20 protein-coding genes are annotated in these 15,726 nt (G+C 65.2%); 19 read left to right on the top strand and 1 reads right to left on the bottom strand.

What is annotated here, in order from left to right; translation table 11 throughout:
- The first annotated feature begins 81 nt into the window (after nt 1-81).
- The 9 genes from ACWNC0_RS07095 to ACWNC0_RS07055 all read left to right on the top strand — a co-directional run bounded on the left by ACWNC0_RS07095 (nt 82) and on the right by ACWNC0_RS07055 (nt 7,513).
- Nucleotides 82-1,065 carry an alpha/beta hydrolase family protein gene (locus tag ACWNC0_RS07095; protein WP_449470591.1) on the top strand — a complete coding sequence of 328 codons (984 nt, stop codon included), beginning with the start codon at nt 82-84 and terminating at the stop codon, nt 1,063-1,065.
- Entirely contained in the window at nt 1,058-1,546 is a 489-nt protein-coding gene (locus tag ACWNC0_RS07090) for a cupin domain-containing protein (RefSeq protein ID WP_449470590.1), read from the top strand. The genes ACWNC0_RS07095 and ACWNC0_RS07090 overlap by 8 nt, the downstream gene beginning before the upstream one ends.
- A complete protein-coding gene (locus tag ACWNC0_RS07085) occupies nt 1,546-2,364 on the top strand; it encodes a nuclear transport factor 2 family protein (protein WP_449470589.1) in 819 nt (272 codons plus the stop codon). The genes ACWNC0_RS07090 and ACWNC0_RS07085 overlap by 1 nt, the downstream gene beginning before the upstream one ends.
- A 25-nt stretch (nt 2,365-2,389) precedes the next feature.
- Nucleotides 2,390-3,256: a PhzF family phenazine biosynthesis protein gene (locus ACWNC0_RS07080; protein ID WP_449470588.1), complete on the top strand. Its 867-nt coding sequence runs from the start codon at nt 2,390-2,392 to the stop codon at nt 3,254-3,256.
- 41 nt (nt 3,257-3,297) lie between these two features.
- Nucleotides 3,298-4,197: an EamA family transporter gene (locus ACWNC0_RS07075; protein WP_449470586.1), complete on the top strand. Its 900-nt coding sequence runs from the start codon at nt 3,298-3,300 to the stop codon at nt 4,195-4,197.
- A 194-nt stretch (nt 4,198-4,391) separates the two neighbouring features.
- Complete coding sequence (locus tag ACWNC0_RS07070; RefSeq protein ID WP_449470584.1) at nt 4,392-5,177, top strand: LuxR family transcriptional regulator; 786 nt, start codon at nt 4,392-4,394, stop codon at nt 5,175-5,177.
- Nucleotides 5,178-5,244: 67 nt separating this feature from the next.
- Nucleotides 5,245-5,850: an acyl-homoserine-lactone synthase gene (locus ACWNC0_RS07065; RefSeq protein ID WP_449470583.1), complete on the top strand. Its 606-nt coding sequence runs from the start codon at nt 5,245-5,247 to the stop codon at nt 5,848-5,850.
- Nucleotides 5,847-6,713 (top strand): phytanoyl-CoA dioxygenase family protein, encoded by an 867-nt coding sequence (locus tag ACWNC0_RS07060; protein WP_449470582.1) that lies wholly within the window; start codon nt 5,847-5,849, stop codon nt 6,711-6,713. The genes ACWNC0_RS07065 and ACWNC0_RS07060 overlap by 4 nt, the downstream gene beginning before the upstream one ends.
- A 26-nt stretch (nt 6,714-6,739) precedes the next feature.
- Nucleotides 6,740-7,513, top strand: coding sequence for a DNA -binding domain-containing protein (locus tag ACWNC0_RS07055; RefSeq protein WP_449470581.1), 774 nt, complete (start codon nt 6,740-6,742; stop codon nt 7,511-7,513).
- Between the two features lie 8 nt (nt 7,514-7,521).
- Here the strand turns inward: ACWNC0_RS07055 and ACWNC0_RS07050 are convergent, their stop codons facing one another.
- Entirely contained in the window at nt 7,522-7,788 is a 267-nt protein-coding gene (locus tag ACWNC0_RS07050) for a hypothetical protein (RefSeq protein WP_449470580.1), read from the bottom strand.
- Nucleotides 7,789-7,868: 80 nt separating this feature from the next.
- Between ACWNC0_RS07050 and ACWNC0_RS07045 the strand changes: the two genes are divergently transcribed.
- The 10 genes from ACWNC0_RS07045 (at nt 7,869) to ACWNC0_RS07000 (ending at nt 15,666) form a co-directional block, all read left to right on the top strand.
- Nucleotides 7,869-8,111, top strand: coding sequence for a helix-turn-helix transcriptional regulator (locus tag ACWNC0_RS07045; protein WP_449470578.1), 243 nt, complete (start codon nt 7,869-7,871; stop codon nt 8,109-8,111).
- A gap of 437 nt (nt 8,112-8,548) precedes the next feature.
- Nucleotides 8,549-9,514, top strand: coding sequence for an ArdC family protein (locus ACWNC0_RS07040; RefSeq protein ID WP_449470576.1), 966 nt, complete (start codon nt 8,549-8,551; stop codon nt 9,512-9,514).
- Nucleotides 9,511-9,924: a DUF2958 domain-containing protein gene (locus tag ACWNC0_RS07035; protein WP_449470574.1), complete on the top strand. Its 414-nt coding sequence runs from the start codon at nt 9,511-9,513 to the stop codon at nt 9,922-9,924. The genes ACWNC0_RS07040 and ACWNC0_RS07035 overlap by 4 nt, the downstream gene beginning before the upstream one ends.
- Nucleotides 9,925-10,024: 100 nt before the next feature.
- Complete coding sequence (locus ACWNC0_RS07030) at nt 10,025-11,809, top strand: ParB/RepB/Spo0J family partition protein (protein ID WP_449470572.1); 1,785 nt, start codon at nt 10,025-10,027, stop codon at nt 11,807-11,809.
- 109 nt (nt 11,810-11,918) lie between these two features.
- Nucleotides 11,919-12,896, top strand: coding sequence for a hypothetical protein (locus ACWNC0_RS07025; RefSeq protein WP_449470570.1), 978 nt, complete (start codon nt 11,919-11,921; stop codon nt 12,894-12,896).
- A gap of 322 nt (nt 12,897-13,218) precedes the next feature.
- Nucleotides 13,219-13,518, top strand: a complete 300-nt coding sequence (locus ACWNC0_RS07020) for a DUF736 domain-containing protein (RefSeq protein ID WP_449470569.1) — start codon at nt 13,219-13,221, stop codon at nt 13,516-13,518.
- A 153-nt stretch (nt 13,519-13,671) separates the two neighbouring features.
- Nucleotides 13,672-13,902 carry a helix-turn-helix domain-containing protein gene (locus ACWNC0_RS07015; RefSeq protein ID WP_264593074.1) on the top strand — a complete coding sequence of 77 codons (231 nt, stop codon included), beginning with the start codon at nt 13,672-13,674 and terminating at the stop codon, nt 13,900-13,902.
- On the top strand, nt 13,899-14,480 hold the full coding sequence (locus ACWNC0_RS07010) for a S26 family signal peptidase (protein WP_449470568.1): 582 nt from the start codon (nt 13,899-13,901) through the stop codon (nt 14,478-14,480). Before ACWNC0_RS07015 ends, ACWNC0_RS07010 begins: the two co-directional genes overlap by 4 nt.
- Nucleotides 14,468-15,067: a lytic transglycosylase domain-containing protein gene (locus ACWNC0_RS07005; RefSeq protein ID WP_449470566.1), complete on the top strand. Its 600-nt coding sequence runs from the start codon at nt 14,468-14,470 to the stop codon at nt 15,065-15,067. The genes ACWNC0_RS07010 and ACWNC0_RS07005 overlap by 13 nt, the downstream gene beginning before the upstream one ends.
- A 233-nt stretch (nt 15,068-15,300) precedes the next feature.
- Nucleotides 15,301-15,666: a hypothetical protein gene (locus ACWNC0_RS07000; RefSeq protein WP_449470564.1), complete on the top strand. Its 366-nt coding sequence runs from the start codon at nt 15,301-15,303 to the stop codon at nt 15,664-15,666.
- Nucleotides 15,667-15,726 lie beyond the last annotated feature (60 nt).

The raw sequence follows: 15,726 nt of genomic DNA, 5'->3' as shown, positions 1-15,726 counted from the left end.
CCACCTCGTGAACAAATGCTGGCAATCGAGAGATCAATAGATACAATAATCGCCGAGTCCATGATTCAATTTGGAGGCGACGTGAATCCAGCCCTGTCAATTGCCGACAGAATGGTCGAGCCAAGTGATGGCGTTGTCGGCACGGCGCATGCATTGCACGTCCGCTGCGACGATGGCGTCGTGCTGGCAGCGCAGCTTTGGCGCGGCGGCCCAGCACGCAGCGTCGTGGTCATCAACCCCGCGACCGGCGTCCTTGCCCGCTACTACCATCGCTATGCGGCATTCCTTGCCGGGCGCGGCCACGATGTCATCACCTATGACTATCGTGGAATCGGCGGCTCCCGGCCGGCAGCGTTGCGCGGATGCGGCTATCGCGGCAGCGACTGGGGCACACTCGATTTCGCCGCAGTCCTCGATGAAGCGGAGCGGCTCGCGCAAGGTCGCCCGATCATGGTCGTCGGCCACAGCATCGGCGGTTTCATTCCTGGGCTCGCCCCGCGCATGGATCGCTGCGCAGCCGTCCTGACGGTCGGCGCGCAATATGCCTACTGGCGCGATTATGCCCGCTGGGCGCGGCTGAGCCATTGCCTCAAGTGGCATGTTGCCATGCCGGCAATTACCGCGCTGCTCGGTTACTTTCCTGGGCGACGGATCGGGTGGCTGGAGGACCTGCCGGCCGGAGTAGCATTCGAGTGGGCCTTCCGCGGGGCGCGAATGGAAAAAAGCCTGCCCCGGGCGGAGCGGGCCGAGATTATCCGCCGGCTTGCGGCTTTCCAGGGGCCGCTGCTCGCCGTCACCACGAGCGATGATCCCTTCGGTACGCCAGCGGCGATCGAGCGCGGATTGTCCTACTACGCCGGAGCGCGGCGGTCGCTCGCGGTGATCGAGCCAGCCGACATCGGGTGCGAGCGCGTCGGCCATTTCGACCTGTTCCACAGTCGCCATCGCGACACCTTCTGGCAGTCCAGCGCGCGCTGGCTCGAGAGCGGCGGTGGATGCTGGGACATTGGCATCATCCGCCCCGTGACGGGGCATTCCCTCGCGAAAGGAAACACCCATGCCTAATGGTCTTGACGACAATACTGGCTGGCAGCCGCTGGTCGCCCTCGACCTTCCTCCACGCGCCAAGCCGAGCAACTATCCGGAGCCCTTTGCCACCCGGATGGCGGGCCGGATCAAGCGGCAGCTGGGGGATGCCTTCGGCCTCACCCGGTTCGGCGTCAATCTCACCACCCTGCGGCCCGGAGCGGAATCGGCCCTGCTGCACCGGCACAGCCACCAGCAGGAATTCCTCTACGTCCTGAGCGGGACGCCAACGCTGCGAACCGAGGACGGGGAGTTCCTGCTCCAGCCCGGCATGTGCGCCGGGTTCACGCCTGGCGGATGTGCGCACCAACTGGTCAACAGGTCGAGCGAGGACGTCCTCTACCTCGAGATCGGTGACCGCAATCCCGAGGATGGCGGCTCCTATCCGGAGGATGACCTCGAAGCCACCTGGGCCGAGGGCGGATGGCGGTTCCTCCACAAGGACGGGACGCCCTACTGATGTTCTCGCACATCTATCTCGGAGCCAACGACCTTGACCGGGCCGAAGCCTTCTACGGGCCGATCCTCGAGCGACTGGGATGGCGTTCCCGCTTTTCCGATCCGGTTGTCGGCTGGGCGGCGTGGCAGCCTGCCAATGCGGCCCGGCCGCTCCTGATCGTCGGCAGGCCCTATGATGGCCGCCCGGCCTCGCCCGCCAATGGCGGCATGGTTGCGCTGCTGTCCCCCGATCGGCCGACCGTGGATGCTGTCTTTGCCCTGGCGCTCGAAGCCGGCGGCACCAGCGAGGGGGCTCCTGGACCGCGCCACCAATACCACGCCGACTACTATGGGGCCTATTTCCGCGACCCGGAGGGCAACAAGCTCTGCGTCTGCTGCCACGATGCGCTGGGCGAAGGCCCCGCTGCGAGGGTGGTCGCAATGATGACGCGCGAGCAGATGGTCCGCCATGGCGAGGAATGGATCGATGCCTGGAACCGGCGTGACGCCGAGGCTGTCCTTGCCGGCTTTGCGGAAGACGCGATCTTTCGCAGCCCCATGGCGGCGAGGATCGCCGGGACAGGCCAGCTTGAGGGAACGGTGCAGATCCGGGCCTACTGGCAGGCTGCACTGGACCGGATCAGCCATCTCCACTTCCGGCTGATCGGCATGGTCTGCGACGAGCCCGCGCAGGCCATGGTCATCCATTACGAAGCTGAGCTGGATGCCTCGGTCATGCGGGCCTGCGAGATCTTCCAGTTCGGGCCCGGCGGAAAGGCCGCGGGCGAAGCGCTCTATGGCCACGCCACCGACCGCCCCGCGCTTCGCCTGCCTTCCTGACCCTGCTTCCTGAGGACCACTGCCCGTGCCGACCTATTCCTATTTCACTGTCGATGTCTTTACCAAGCGGCGCTTCGGCGGAAACCCGCTGGCAGTCTTTCCCGAAGCCCAAGGGCTAGATGCAACGACAATGCAGGCGCTCGCCGCCGAGATGAACTACAGCGAGACCACGTTCGTACTGCCGCCGGACGATCCGTCGAATACGGCTCGGGTTCGGATTTTCAACCGCACGGCGGAAATGCCCTTTGCCGGTCATCCCAATGTCGGCACGGCCTGGATCATGTCCTCGCTCGGCCTCGCGAGCGGTCCCAGGCTGCGCTTCGAGGTCCCGGCCGGGATCGTCGAGGTCAGCCTGTGTCCCGATGGAAAAGTGGAGATCGAGGCGCCCCGGCCGCTTTCGACGGGTCCTGGCCTGCCGGCCGCCATGGTGGCACCGTGCCTGTCGATCGACCCGGCCCGGATCGTCACCTCCCGCCACCCGCCGCTCGTCGCTAGCGTCGGCATCGACTTCCTGCTCGTCGAAGTGGTGGAAGGCAGTGTCGCCGACCTGGCCCCGGATATCACCGCCTTCCGGCAAGCTGCCTCGGCCGAGGACTGCACGCGCCTCTCGATCCTCGCCTACGAACGCTGCGGTGACATGGTCCGCGCGCGAATGTTCGCGCCATTGGCAGGGACCTGGGAGGATCCGGCGACCGGCAGCGCCAATGCGGCGCTCGCCGCACTCCTTCTCTCGCTAGGCGGCGAGGACAAGCTGGAATTCCAGGCGGTCCAGGGTGTCGAGATGGGGAGGCCCAGCATGCTGTTCCTGCGGGCCTGGCGAACCGCCGACGAAATCCGGTCCGCAGTCGCGGGACGCTGCGTCCCGGTCTTCAGCGGCACGGTGACCCTGTGAGTTCGCACCACGCCGCCAGCCCAGGCGTGCCCCCCGGACACTTGGCCATAGCCCTGCTGGTCGTAGCCGTCTGGGGAACCAATTTCGTGGTGATCCACGAGGGGCTCGCGGAATTTTCCCCGCTGACCCTCGGGGCACTGCGCATCTTCTTTGCCTCGGTGCCCTTGCTGCCCTTCCTGCCCTGGCCCGACGTCCGACCGCTCACGGTCATTTCCTACGGCCTGCTCAGCGGCGCCCTTCAGTTCGGGCTGATGCTCTATGCGATGAACGGGCATGTCTCGCCCGGCCTCGCCTCGACCTTGCTCCAGATGCAGGCCCTCTTCACGGCGGTCATTGCTGCCCTGACGGGGAGCGAGCGCCTCGACCGACGCGATGTCCTGGGCCTTATCATTTCAGGGTTCGGCATTGCTGTTATCGGCGGGCACGTTGCGGACGGCGACGCCAGCATCCTCGGTATTGCCTGCGTCCTTGGGGCAGCGCTCGCCTGGGCCTGTGCGAACATCATTGTGCGCCGTGCTCGGCCAGCGCGAGCCATCTCGCTCGTCGCCTGGAGCAACCTTTTCGCGATCCCGCCGCTGGTTGCCGCGGCCCTCCTGGTCGACGGCCCCGACCGGGTACTCGGTAGCATTGTCCATGCCAGCTGGGGCGGCTGGATGGTCGTCCTATGGCAGGCCCTTGCCAACGCCCTCTTTGGCTACAGCGTGTGGAACTGGCTGCTGGCCCGGCATCCCGCGTCACGGATTGCACCACTGGCGCTCCTCGTCCCCGCCTTCGGGCTCGGAGCATCTGCCTGGTATCTGTCCGAGCCACTCCAGCCTTGGAAGATTATCGCCGCGCTGGCCATTGTCGGGGGCCTGTTCCTCGGCATGACCCGCCCGCGCCTGACGACCAAGGCCGCCGCCGCTGCGCCGGCAGCTTCATGCGGAAAGCCAGCATCCTGATCTGGGCGGGTTCATTCTTTCACTACGACCATTTGCCCCGGCGGGACGGGCCGCCCGGGCCGTGGCCGGTGCGTGGCTCGAGAGCAGGCAAGATATTGGCGCCGAAGGCCGGCGGCATTGCGGATCACGCGCAGTTGCGCCCTTGGGAAAGGGTCTGGGTGCCGGGCTGACCCGGCGGGAGGGAAAAGCCGAGCATGCCTGCCGACCGATGGCGGTCGCGGCTGGCGCCAAGCGTAGCCCTGGCGGATGCCTTCATCCGCTCCGCCCGGGCGGCAGCGTCGCCAGGCGACCTTGCCCTGCTAATGGAGGCGGTCACCGCCGACCTGGGCTTCCGATACTATGCGCTCATCCATCACGCCGACCTGCGCGGTGCGCCCCCGGGCAGGGTTGATGTCCGCCAATATCCCGAGGCAGCTGCTGCCCGGATCATCGATGAGGGCCGGTATCGCCGCGATCCCGTCATCCGGGCCTGTGCCTTCACTGATGGCGCATTTCTCTGGTCCGAGCTCGACCGGATCATCCACCTCGATCGTCATGACCGCCGCTGTCTCGAGGCAGGCCAGGCTGAGGGGCTGAACGAGGGCATCACCGTGCCATCCGTGCTGCTCGGGGACTGCATGGGCTCTTGCACCTTCGCCGGATTGAAATCGCCGAAGCGCGCAAGTCGCCTGCTCGGACCCGTCCAGATGATCGGCATATTCGCCTTCCAGGCAGGACGCCGCCTGGTCATGGGCCAGCGCCAGCCACGGCCGGCGCCGCGCCTCCACCCCCGTCCGCGCGACTGCGTGATCCTCGCCGGACGCGGCATGTCCAACAAGGAAATCGCGCGAACCCTCTCGCTCACCCCGCGCACCGTCGATGGCTACATGACCGAGGCGCGCGCGCTCTTCGGCGCCCATGATCGCACCGAACTCGTCGTGAGCGCGATCTTCGCTGGCGAAATCGGCCTCGACGAACTCGTGGCTCGTCAACCCGAGTAATCACTCGGCCTGTTTCGAGGCCGTGCCGGTGCTTCCCTTGCGGCTGTCCGCAAACCGGGAGCACCTCATGATTCACGTCGTTGAAAACCACCTCGCGCCGGGGAGCCGCCAGCTCCTCGAGACCATGTTCGCCGATCGCAAGCGCCTGTTCGTCGATCTTTTCGGATGGGACGTGCCCGTCGTCGACGGCCTGTTCGAAATCGACCAGTTCGATACCGCCGGCACGGTCTACATCATCTGCGCTGACGCGAACGGCGAACACGAAGCCTCGATCCGGCTGATGCCATCGACGCGCCCGCACATGCTCGGGGAACTGTTCGCACACCTGTGCCCGCTCGGCGTCCCGATAGGGCCGACGATCTGGGAAAGCACGCGGCTGTGCCTGCCCCCGCGCCACGGTGCCTTGCGGCGACGCGAGCTTCGCAACAGTCTGATCTCCACCATGGTCGACTTCGCGCTGGAGCGCGGGATCACCTGCCTGACCGGCGTCCTGCCCGATGCCTTCCGCAAGGAAGTCCTCGCCATGGGCTGGGCCGCCGAGCCTCTTGGCCCGGCGGTGCGCATCGACGGCGGCCTGGTCGGCGCCTTCGCCGCCCATGTGGGGCAAGATACGCCTGATCGGCTGCGCTGGTCCGGCACTTACATGGACACGGCTCAGGCGGTGGCGGCATGAGCGCGCGTGTCGACCGGGAGAGCGCTGCGCTGGCGCGCGATGGCTATTGCATCCTCGAGCGTGCCATCGGTCCGGAACTGGTTGCGGGCATCAATGCCGGACTGGATACCCGCTTTGGAGCGACACCACTGTGTCACGGCGGATTCTACGGCGCTCGCACCAAGCGGTTCGGGGCCTTGCTTCGCCGTTCGCCCGACATGGCACGGCTTGTCATGCACGAGCGCGTTCTTGCCATCGTCGAAGCCGCACTCCTGCCTTGGTGCGACAGGATCGCCTTGAACCTCACCCAGGCGATCGAGATCCATCCAGGCGCGCTGCCGCAACTGCCGCATCGCGACCAGGACATGTGGCCCGGGCCCAAGGGCACGCTCGAATATCTCGTCAACGTGATGTGGCCGCTCGATCCCTTCACCCGGGAAAATGGCGGGACTCGGCTCTGGCCGGGCAGCCACATCGACGCGGAGGTCGTAGAACTGGACGAGGCGGAAGCAATCGTACCCCGGCTGTCGCCAGGCGATGCCTTGGTCTTCCTGGGCTCGACCCTGCATGGCGGCGGCGGGAATACCAGCCCAGCGCCGCGACGCGGCATTATCGTCAGTTACTGCCTCGGCTGGCTGAAGCCTTTCGAGTTGCAGTGGCTCGTCTATCCGCCAGCCATTGCTAGGGAGTTTTCGCCCGAACTGGCGGCACTGGTCGGATACGCCCAGCACCGGCCGAACCTCGGCAACGTCGAGGGGCAATGTCCCTCGATATTGTTGCGCGGCGACGTGCCGGACTGCCTGCCGGCGGTCGACGCCTTACGGCCCGACCAAGAGGACGCCGTCGCCGCCTTCGTTCGCGGCCAGTTGGGCGAGATGGGCTGAGGCCGCACCGGCTCGGGTGACACGCGATGCCGGCGGCCTTGCCAGATGCCTGGCCGGCCGCCGCATCCTATCGCTATCTTGACCATGCCGGTCCCGCGGGGCTTGCCTGGGAATGGCTGCGGCGGGATCCCGCCTATCAGGCGGTTGCCGGCACTTCTGCCGTTGCCCATGGCGACGTGACGCTCCTTGAGCCCGCGCCCGCCGACTGCACGGGCCGCTGGGGTTGCCTTGCCATGCCCGATGCCGGCCTTGGGTGGATGGAGGCCCCGGTCCTGTGGAGCGCCGCGGTGGATGCCTCCGTCCTCCAGGTAGTGGCCTTGGCGGTTATGGACCTGCAGACGGAGCCGTTCGATCATATCGGGAGCGCTGTCCGGGCGACGGTGGTTCGTGGGGATCAGCGCGAGCATGTCCTGCTTGGCTCTGGCGCTGGCGCCATTCGCCTCGACGTAGCGGGCGGTTCGTTGCTGGAGGGGCCTGTATCCTTAATGCACGACCTGTCTGGGGTCGTGGATCTTGAGCCTACGCTGGCCGCGCTTCGCCGGTTCCTGAATTTCCGCCGCACTGGGCATCTCACGGTAGTCCCGCCTGCCAGCCAGCGCCTGCGGCGGCAGGTGCTGGCCCTGCGCGTTCATGACGCGCTCGTCGCGGGTGCGAGCATTCGGGACGTCGGCGTGATGCTCTTCGGCCTTGATCGCATCCGGGAAGAATGGGCGGGAGAAGCGCTCAAGTCCCAGTGCAGGCGACTGATCGCAATGGCTCGCGACATGGCGACGGGCGGCTATCGGGAGCTACTTGGGTGACAAAGTTGTTACACCGAGAAATCTGGCGTTTCTCGCTTGTTGAAGTACTCGACAGCTTCGGCGAGGCCACTTCCTATAATCCATCGCGCTCGCTTGATGTGACTCTGCCAACAAGCAAGCGTTGCCTCGGCACACGGGTCGCGGCCTAGGATTTCTTCTGCGCTGTTGCGCCAGTCCAAGCCGCTCTCTTCCGCATCGAGAAGCTGCGCATAAATGGATAGGTTGCGGCGATCATACGCGCTGACTGGCCCCATAGGTGCGACATTCTGAAGCATGAGAGTTGCTTTTTGTGTAGTTTGCTCGTCAATTTGAGGTTTCTACACCATGGCTAAAATCAGCGCAACACGGCTCAACAGTGAGCGTGTCGAGCCGAGAAACCCTTGCGCAAAATTTACGCGTACTTCGCGCAGCGCGGGGCATGTCTCAAGAAGCATTGGCGGACGCTGCAAAGGTTGATCGAACATATATCAGTGCACTGGAACGCGAGAAGTATAGCGTCACAATCGACCGGCTGGACGAATTGGCGCGCTCCTTCGGCCTTGAACCCCACGTCCTGTTGATGAAAAATCTTCCAACTGAGGTTCTGAAACGACACTGAAATAAGGGCTCCCGAAGGCACGGCCATTCTCGTTCGGCATGTTTGAGCAAGATCTCATCGAGAAAAACTAGACGGCGCCTCGTGCGTCAAGCGCACGACCGAGCTCTCGCGGCTGCGCCGCCGAGCCGCCTTGGCGTCTCGGCCATTCGGCTTCGATCCCTGGCGTGGGCCGGTCAAGATACCGGCTGATGGTCGCCGCTTGGCGCGGCGGCGTCGCTGGTGGCCTTCCCGTATCGGCGGGTGCGGGCGGCGCTTCCGGCTAGGCCCGTCGCGGCCGGCGCAACCCCCTCGCCTTTGCTCGGGGTGCTCCAGTTCCTTTCGCCCTGCGGTGCGCCAACCGCTGGAGCCGGGCCTCTTGGTCGCGGCTTGCCGCCCACCCCCGCCTCTGCGGGAAAGCCATGGGGCTTTTTTTTTTGGGGCGGTGTGGAGGACAAGCCATGCCGAGGAATATCAAGCGTAGTGCCAGCCGGGAGGTTGCGAAGGAAAGGGAGGAAAGCCGGGGCACTCTCTATGACGAGGTGACCCAGCGGATCGTGTTCGAGCTTGAGGCCGGACGCCTGCCATGGGTGCAGCCTTGGGGCACGACTGGCGGGATCGGTCCCGGCCTGCCGCGCAATGCCCTGACCGCGCGTCCCTATTCGGGTGTGAACATCCTGATCCTGTGGGGCGCGGTCATCGAGAACGGCTGGCCATCGCAATCGTGGCTGACCTTCCGGCAAGCGCAGGAAGCAGGCGGCTGCGTCCGCAAGGGCGAACGGGGGCAGTGCGTCGTCTATGCCGACCGCTTCACTCCCGAGGCCGAAAAGCAGCGGGCCGAACGTGATGGGGGCGAGGCCAAGGCGGTGCCATTCCTCAAGCGGTTCACCGTCTTCAATGTCGCGCAGTGCGAAGGCTTGCGCGAAGGCCTTGCCTCAGACCCGGCGCCGCTGCCCGAACGTGAGGTCGTGCCGCTGGCCGAGGAGGTGATCGCAGCCTCGGGCGTCGATTTCCGGATCGGCGGGGACAAGGCCTTCTACGTGCCCTCGCTCGACTATGTGCAGGTCCCGCCGCAGCCCGCCTTCTTCCTGCAGGTCAACTACTACCGGACCTGCCTTCACGAACTGACCCACGCCACCGGGCACCCGAACCGGCTGGGGCGCAACCTCGTCAACGCCTTCGGATCGAAGGACTACGCCCGCGAAGAACTGGTCGCGGAAATGGGATCGGCCTTCCTCTGCGCGGCGCTCGGCATCTCCCCGACCGTACGCCATGCCGACTATATCGGCGCATGGCTTGAAGTCCTGCGGGAGGACAATCGGGCGATCTTCCGGGCGGCAAGCGCCGCGAGCAAGGCCGCCGACTGGCTATTGTCTCGCCATCGCGAGGCACGTGACGTGCAAACTGAGGGGAGGATCGCGGCATGATCCTCCTCACCCCGGAGCTGCAACAGGCCCTGCGCGACAACTACGCCAATCGACAAGTATCGGAGGCGCGCGGCGAACGGTTCGATCCCTTGCCCGTGATCAAGCTGTTCAATCCCGTGGGCGCGGCGACCTGGCTTGCGACCGAGCTCGCCGAGGACGGCGACGCGCTGTTCGGACTTGCTGATCTTGGCTTTGGATGCCCCGAGCTTGGCTGGTTCAGCCTGTCGGAGATTGCCTCCGTCCGCCTGCCGTTCGGCCTCGCCATCGAGCGCGACCTCGGTTTCAAGACATCGCACCCGCTTTCGGCCTGGGCCGATTGCTCGCGCCGCGCCGGTTCGATCATCCACGCCGAGGCCCTGTTCCGCCGTGTTGCCGCTAGCGGCATGGCTCCCGAGATTCCGCCAGCCTGACGGCGGAATGACGCGAGGCGGCGCGTCTCGCCGCCATCAAAAGCCGATCCCGCCAAACTTGCACGAACGACGGGACCGGCACCTTTGAAAGGTGATTGCCATGAAACTCGAATACATCCCCCTCGACAAGCTCTTCGTGGACCGGACGAACATGCGCGCGCGCCAGAAGGCCCCCGACGTGTCGGACATCCTGCCGACCATCCGTGCGCGCGGTGTCATCCAGACCTTGCTGGTTCGCCCCGCCAATGCCGACGGCTGCTTCGGCATTGTTGCCGGAAGCCGCCGATTTCATGCCAGCCTTGTTGTCGCCAATGAGCGCCGCGCGGCGGGCGAAGTCGATCCTGAAAGCCTGCTGCTGCCCTGCGGCATCCTTGAAGCAGGCGACGATGCCGCCGCCATCGAGGCCTCGATGATCGAGAACATGGCGCGGCTCGATGCCGACGAGGTTCGCCAATGGGAAAGCTTCACCCGGCTGGTCAAGGAAGGCCGCGAGGTGGACGACATTGCGGCAACCTTCGGCCTGCCCGACCTTACCATCCGCCGTGTCCTTGCGTTGGGCAATCTGTTGCCCCGCATCCGCGACCTCTACCGCTCGGAAAAGATCGATCGCGCCACCGTCCGCCACCTGACCCTTGCCAGCAAGAGCCAGCAAAAGGCATGGCTGGCGCTCTACGACGATCCCGATAGCTACGTGCCGACCGGGCACCAGTTGAAGGCATGGCTGTTCGGAGGCCAGTCGATCCCCGCCCGGTTCGCGTTGTTCAACCTTGACGATTTCTGCGGAGCGACCATCGCCGACCTGTTCGGCGAGGACCGCTGTTTTGCTGATCCCGACGCATTCTGGACCGCGCAGAATGCGGCCATCCAGACCGCGCGATCCGCCTATCTGGAGCAAGGCTGGAGCGATGTCGTCATCGTTCCACCGTCGGAGCACTTCCATTCGTGGGAGTATGAAAAGGCTCCGAAGCGCAAGGGCGGGCGCGTCTATGCCGATGTGAGCAGTACCGGCGAAGTGACGTTCCATGAGGGTTATGTCACCCGCAAGGAAGCCCGGCGCGCGGCCTGTGCTGAAACGCCCGAAGGACAAAAGCCGCAGCGCCCTGAACTGACTTCGACGCTCCAGACCTATGTCGACCTGCATCGCCATGCCGCCGTGCGCGCCGCATTACTCGGCCATCCCGGCGTCGCGCTGCGGCTCATGGTGGCCCATGCAATCGTCGGATCGCAGCTATGGACTGTGCGTCCCGAGCGGCAATCGACGCGCAATGACGAGGTGCGCGAAAGCATCGAGACCTGCCGCGGCGAAGCCGTCTTCGACCGGCATCGGCGCGCCGCGCTCGACCTGCTCGGTCTTTCGTCCGAGGAGCCGAGCGTTATCGGCGGCAATGGCGACGACTATGGCGTCGTGGGGGTATTCCTCCGCCTGATCGCACTGTCCGATGAGGATGTGGCCCGCATCATCGCCGTTGTCATCGGCGAGACACTCCCTGCCGGAAGTGCCGCCGTCGAGGTGGTTGGCAACGAGATCGGGATCGCCATGGCCGACTGGTGGCAAGCCGATGACGCCATGTTCTCGCTGCTGCGCGACCGCGAGGTTCTAGGGCGAATGGTCGGCGAAGTGGCCGGTGAGACGGTCGCGCGCGCCAACGCGGGCGAAAAGGCAAAGACCTTGAAGCGCATCGTCGCCGACCATCTGGCGGGCAATGACGGACGCGAAAAGGTCGAACGCTGGGTGCCCCGTTGGATGCAGTTCCCGCCAAGCGCCTACACGGAACGAGGCGGCGTCGGCACCGTCGCTGCCCATGCCAAGGTCATCGCCGCGCGCGATCTGGTGGTGCAGCCGGGCGCTGCAGATATGGGAGTGCCCTTCGCCGAGGCCGCATGACATGAGACGGGCGGGCCCTGGCCCGCCCGCTTACCGAACCCGAAAAAATCGGCGCGCCTCCGCCGTATCGGCGTCGGCGCGCATGCTTGGTTCGTAGCGGTGCAGATGGTTGGATGCTGACGCAGCGGCATTCCAAACCTATCTGTCGATCATGGCAAAAGCGAAATCCGAACGACATCATTGGTGGCCCGAATGCGTCTCCAAGCATTGGGCAGACGAAAACGGCGGCGTTCACTGGCTGCGGCCAGATGGTTCCGAGCAACGCGCCAAGCCTGCTTCCTTCGGCGTGATCGGCAACGGCCACTATATCAAGCTCGGCAAGGAATCAGGTGAAACGACGCCATGGGACCAGAACTTCGAGAGCTTTTTCCAGCGCGCTGATGATGGATTTCCGGGCGTGATCTCCTGGCTTGAGAGCCTAGAATACGAGAACCGGATCGACCGGCCGAACCGCCAACGCTTCTTGCCCCAGCCATCGGATGACGACAGGTTCGGACGCATGGTGGAAGCGCTTGTCTCGTTGGCGATCCGCAGTCCGATGACCCGCGAATCCTCCGTATCGCTCGCCGAGCGCTTGCGGGGGCCGCTCCCAGAGCGCGAGCGCAACAGCCTGATCGCGGTGAACATTCGGGACATGCACCGCCGCGCCGTCGAGGCCTTCGGGTCGCGCGGCAAGGCGACTGCGATGCTTTCGCCAGACCGCGAATTCATTTTCGGCGACGGCTTCTACCACAATCTCAACTCGCCCAGCATGGCGCCGCATTCACCTCGCATCCTTGCTCCGCTGACGCCAAGGCTCGCCGTGCTCTATGCAATCCCGATGCGATACACCACGGAGCCGCGCCTTTCGACGCTGGTGGTCGGGGCTGACGAAGCTCGAAGTCTCAACGATGTCGTGCAGGTCTATTCGCGCGAGCGGCTCTTCTATCGCACTGACAGGCCAGACCTGATCGACGACTATCGGGCCGGCAAGCACCTGCGCTACGCCTCGTCCCGCAACATTGTCGAAAGCATCGTCCACGAGATGCCCGGCGTCCCGGCGCGCGATACCTCGCTTGATTTCCTCGAGGACATGTTCGGAAGCTGAGGCCAGCGGATCGCGTCGGCAGGCCTTGCATGGATGCGCTAAGCGATGCGCCGATCCGGGCCATCACGATCCCGCAACTAGATATCGAAGGCGCCGCCTGGCATCTCTTCATGGCAGGTCTGGCGGCGTTCGACCTTGTCCGCGCAACGGCTTCGCTGACCTTCTTCCCCGCCCTCCGGGCTTCCTCGCGAGACAAGAAGCCCACCTCGGGCCGTCCTCCGCTAGCGCTTCGGCCTGGCGGTGCGCGGCGGTCGATCGCCGCCTGGTTGACTGCCATCGAGGCCGCATGGGGCGGCTCTCGAGATCGAGAAGGAGACTTTAAATGGCACAAATCGGCAGCTTCATCCGCAACGAAGACGGCGTCTACAACGGCGAAATCCGCACTCTGACACTCCGCGTCAAGGCCACGATCCGGCCCGTTGAACGCGAGAACGACAAGGCACCGGACCACCGGGTCAACGCTGGCGGCGTCGAGTTCGGCGCGGGCTGGACCAAGGCGGCACGCGAGACCGGAGCGGAATACCTCAGCCTCAAGTTCGACGATCCGTCCTTCCCCGCACCAATCTACGCGACGCTGACCCAGGGCGAAAACGGCGAGCACAAGCTCATCTGGTCACGGTGATCCTCGGCCCCGCGCCGGCCAAGCGCGGGGCTCCCTTCACCGGTGTCGAAAGCGCTACCCCCGAATTCGACACTGATCAGGCGGTGTCCCACCCGGCAAGCGGGGTGCCGCGACCGCACGGGGCGGTCGCGGCTGCAAGGATATCGCTTCCCCATGGACACCGACGACGAAATCACGCGGGCAAACCGCGCCAAGCGCGGATCACCTTTCCTCAATACTGACCAGGCGGCTGCGTATCTCAAGATGTCGAGCCGCCTCCTGAAGCGCCTGCGCCGGGCTGGAAAGGGGCCCGTCTTCCGCCGCCATAGCCGCTTCGTGCAGTATCATATCGATGACCTCGACACGTGGTCGAGCGAGCATAGCGCGCGGGAAATCGACCGGTGAGCGGGCACTGCAAACTGTCGGATGACGCACCCCTCCTGGCGTGGGGCGAAGCTTTGCGCACTCGAAAAACGCAGCGCAGTCGGCTTCGGCGTCATGTCCTCGCGGGGAGTGCGGGGATCGGAATGTTGCTCCTCTCGGCCATGCTTCCACCGACCCCACGTCTCGTCTGGAATGCCAGCGCCAGCGCGCCGGTCGGCCTCTATTCCGTTGAGCCGGAAGCCATGCTCGAGCCTGGCGACATGGCAATCGCACGCGTCCCGCAGCGCTATCGGCATCTCGCTGCTTCTCGCCGCTACCTGCCGTTGAACGTACCGCTCGTGAAGCGTGTCGCAGCCTATGCCGGCGACGAGATTTGCGCACTCGGGAGCCAAGTCTTCATCAATGGGCGATGGGCTGCCGAGCGCCGGACAGCCGATGCAGCAGGACGGTCCATGCCATTTTGGACTGGCTGCCTTGTCCTGCGCGGGCGCCAGCTATTCCTGCTGATGGACAACCCGTCCTCGTTCGACGGTCGCTACTTCGGCCCCACCGAAGGCGCCGACGTCATCGGAAAGGCAAAGCTGCTGTGGCGCCGGTGAAGCGCTCCGTCATCGCACTGGCAATCGCCTGTGCGACGCCTGCACACGCCGAATCGGTGGCAACCTGGCAGCCATTTATCCGCGAGGCATCGCTGCGCTTCGGTATCCCCAGCGAATGGATCGAGCGCGTCATGCGCGCCGAGAGCGGCGGAAAAACCCAGTGGAAAGGCCGTCCGATCCGTTCGTCTGCAGGCGCCAAGGGGCTCATGCAACTCATGCCCGCGACCTGGGCCGACATGCGCGTGCGGCTAGGCCTAGGGGGCAACCCGGATGATCCGCGCGATAATATCCTGGCCGGCACATTCTACCTGCGGCTAATGTACGATCGCTTTGGCTATCCGGGCATGTTCGCGGCCTATAATGCCGGTCCAAGGCGCTATGCCGAGCATCTGTCAGGCGGTCGCGCACTGCCGGAGGAGACAGTGGGCTACCTTGCGGCAGTGGCTCCTTCGCCAGCGAAAAGCATGATCATGACTGCCAGGCCCGCCCCGCAGCAGTCGATCTTCGCGGTACGGCGAAACGTGCCCGCTACCTCTTCTGACACACCGTCATCTACGCTGTTCGTCGCGCTGTCGAATGCGGATTGACGGTGATGTCGTGCGTGGCCGGGAGGAAGGAAGCTCGTCTCGACAGACCCAGCATGACAGGTGGCGGAGCGGCTCTCAAGGCCCGCGGGTACCCTCCGATTTTCTTCGAAAATCGGCTCCCCCCACGTCCGCTTCGCGGCGCTGCGCTTCGCTCCGCGACCCTGACAGCCGCTCCGCCACCTGTCCCTCGGACGCCGTTCTCGATGGTGAGGACGGTAGCGTTGGAGGTCACAATGAGCATGGATCAGAGCATCGGAACGGCGTCGGATCGCGTGATGGCGGCGCTGGTATCTGGCCTTGAACTGGAGTTCGGGCGGGGTGCCGGGGAAGAATTGGCACATCGGTTTCTGGCGGCCGAGGAAGCGGATTTCCGCTGGGATGCACGGGTCGAGGAGCGCTGGATCGCCGCCTACGAAAGCCCTGACGACGAGGAATTCGAACTGGATCGGATCGCGATTTATGGGCGACTGGACGGCAACTGGTTCTGCGCCACCATGCTCGTGGATGGCGATGGCGATGGCGAGGCCCATGGGATTCTGGGATGCCGTCTGTTCAGGTCGTTGGCCAGGGCGCGGGATGCAATGCTCCATGCGCACTGATCGTAGCAAGGTCCGCGGGGAGAGGCGGCGTCGGAAGGCGTCTGTCTCTCCCCATTTTTT

It is taken from the genome of Sphingobium chungangianum (assembly GCF_977014255.1).
Note: the sequence above shows the minus strand (reverse complement) of the source record. Positions and strands in the feature narration are given on the sequence as shown.

Excerpts from the sequence above, each read along its gene's own strand:
- ACWNC0_RS07090 (WP_449470590.1), top strand. The coding sequence starts at position 1,058 with ATGCCTAATGGTCTTGACGACAATACTGGCTGGCAGCCGCTGGTCGCC.
- ACWNC0_RS07085 (WP_449470589.1), top strand. The coding sequence starts at position 1,546 with ATGTTCTCGCACATCTATCTCGGAGCCAACGACCTTGACCGGGCCGAA.
- ACWNC0_RS07070 (WP_449470584.1), top strand. The coding sequence starts at position 4,392 with ATGCCTGCCGACCGATGGCGGTCGCGGCTGGCGCCAAGCGTAGCCCTG.
- ACWNC0_RS07065 (WP_449470583.1), top strand. The coding sequence starts at position 5,245 with ATGATTCACGTCGTTGAAAACCACCTCGCGCCGGGGAGCCGCCAGCTC.
- ACWNC0_RS07060 (WP_449470582.1), top strand. The coding sequence starts at position 5,847 with ATGAGCGCGCGTGTCGACCGGGAGAGCGCTGCGCTGGCGCGCGATGGC.
- ACWNC0_RS07055 (WP_449470581.1), top strand. The coding sequence starts at position 6,740 with ATGCCGGCGGCCTTGCCAGATGCCTGGCCGGCCGCCGCATCCTATCGC.
- ACWNC0_RS07050 (WP_449470580.1), bottom strand. The coding sequence starts at position 7,788 with ATGCTTCAGAATGTCGCACCTATGGGGCCAGTCAGCGCGTATGATCGC.
- ACWNC0_RS07040 (WP_449470576.1), top strand. The coding sequence starts at position 8,549 with ATGCCGAGGAATATCAAGCGTAGTGCCAGCCGGGAGGTTGCGAAGGAA.
- ACWNC0_RS07035 (WP_449470574.1), top strand. The coding sequence starts at position 9,511 with ATGATCCTCCTCACCCCGGAGCTGCAACAGGCCCTGCGCGACAACTAC.
- ACWNC0_RS07030 (WP_449470572.1), top strand. The coding sequence starts at position 10,025 with ATGAAACTCGAATACATCCCCCTCGACAAGCTCTTCGTGGACCGGACG.
- ACWNC0_RS07020 (WP_449470569.1), top strand. The coding sequence starts at position 13,219 with ATGGCACAAATCGGCAGCTTCATCCGCAACGAAGACGGCGTCTACAAC.
- ACWNC0_RS07015 (WP_264593074.1), top strand. The coding sequence starts at position 13,672 with ATGGACACCGACGACGAAATCACGCGGGCAAACCGCGCCAAGCGCGGA.
- ACWNC0_RS07000 (WP_449470564.1), top strand. The coding sequence starts at position 15,301 with ATGAGCATGGATCAGAGCATCGGAACGGCGTCGGATCGCGTGATGGCG.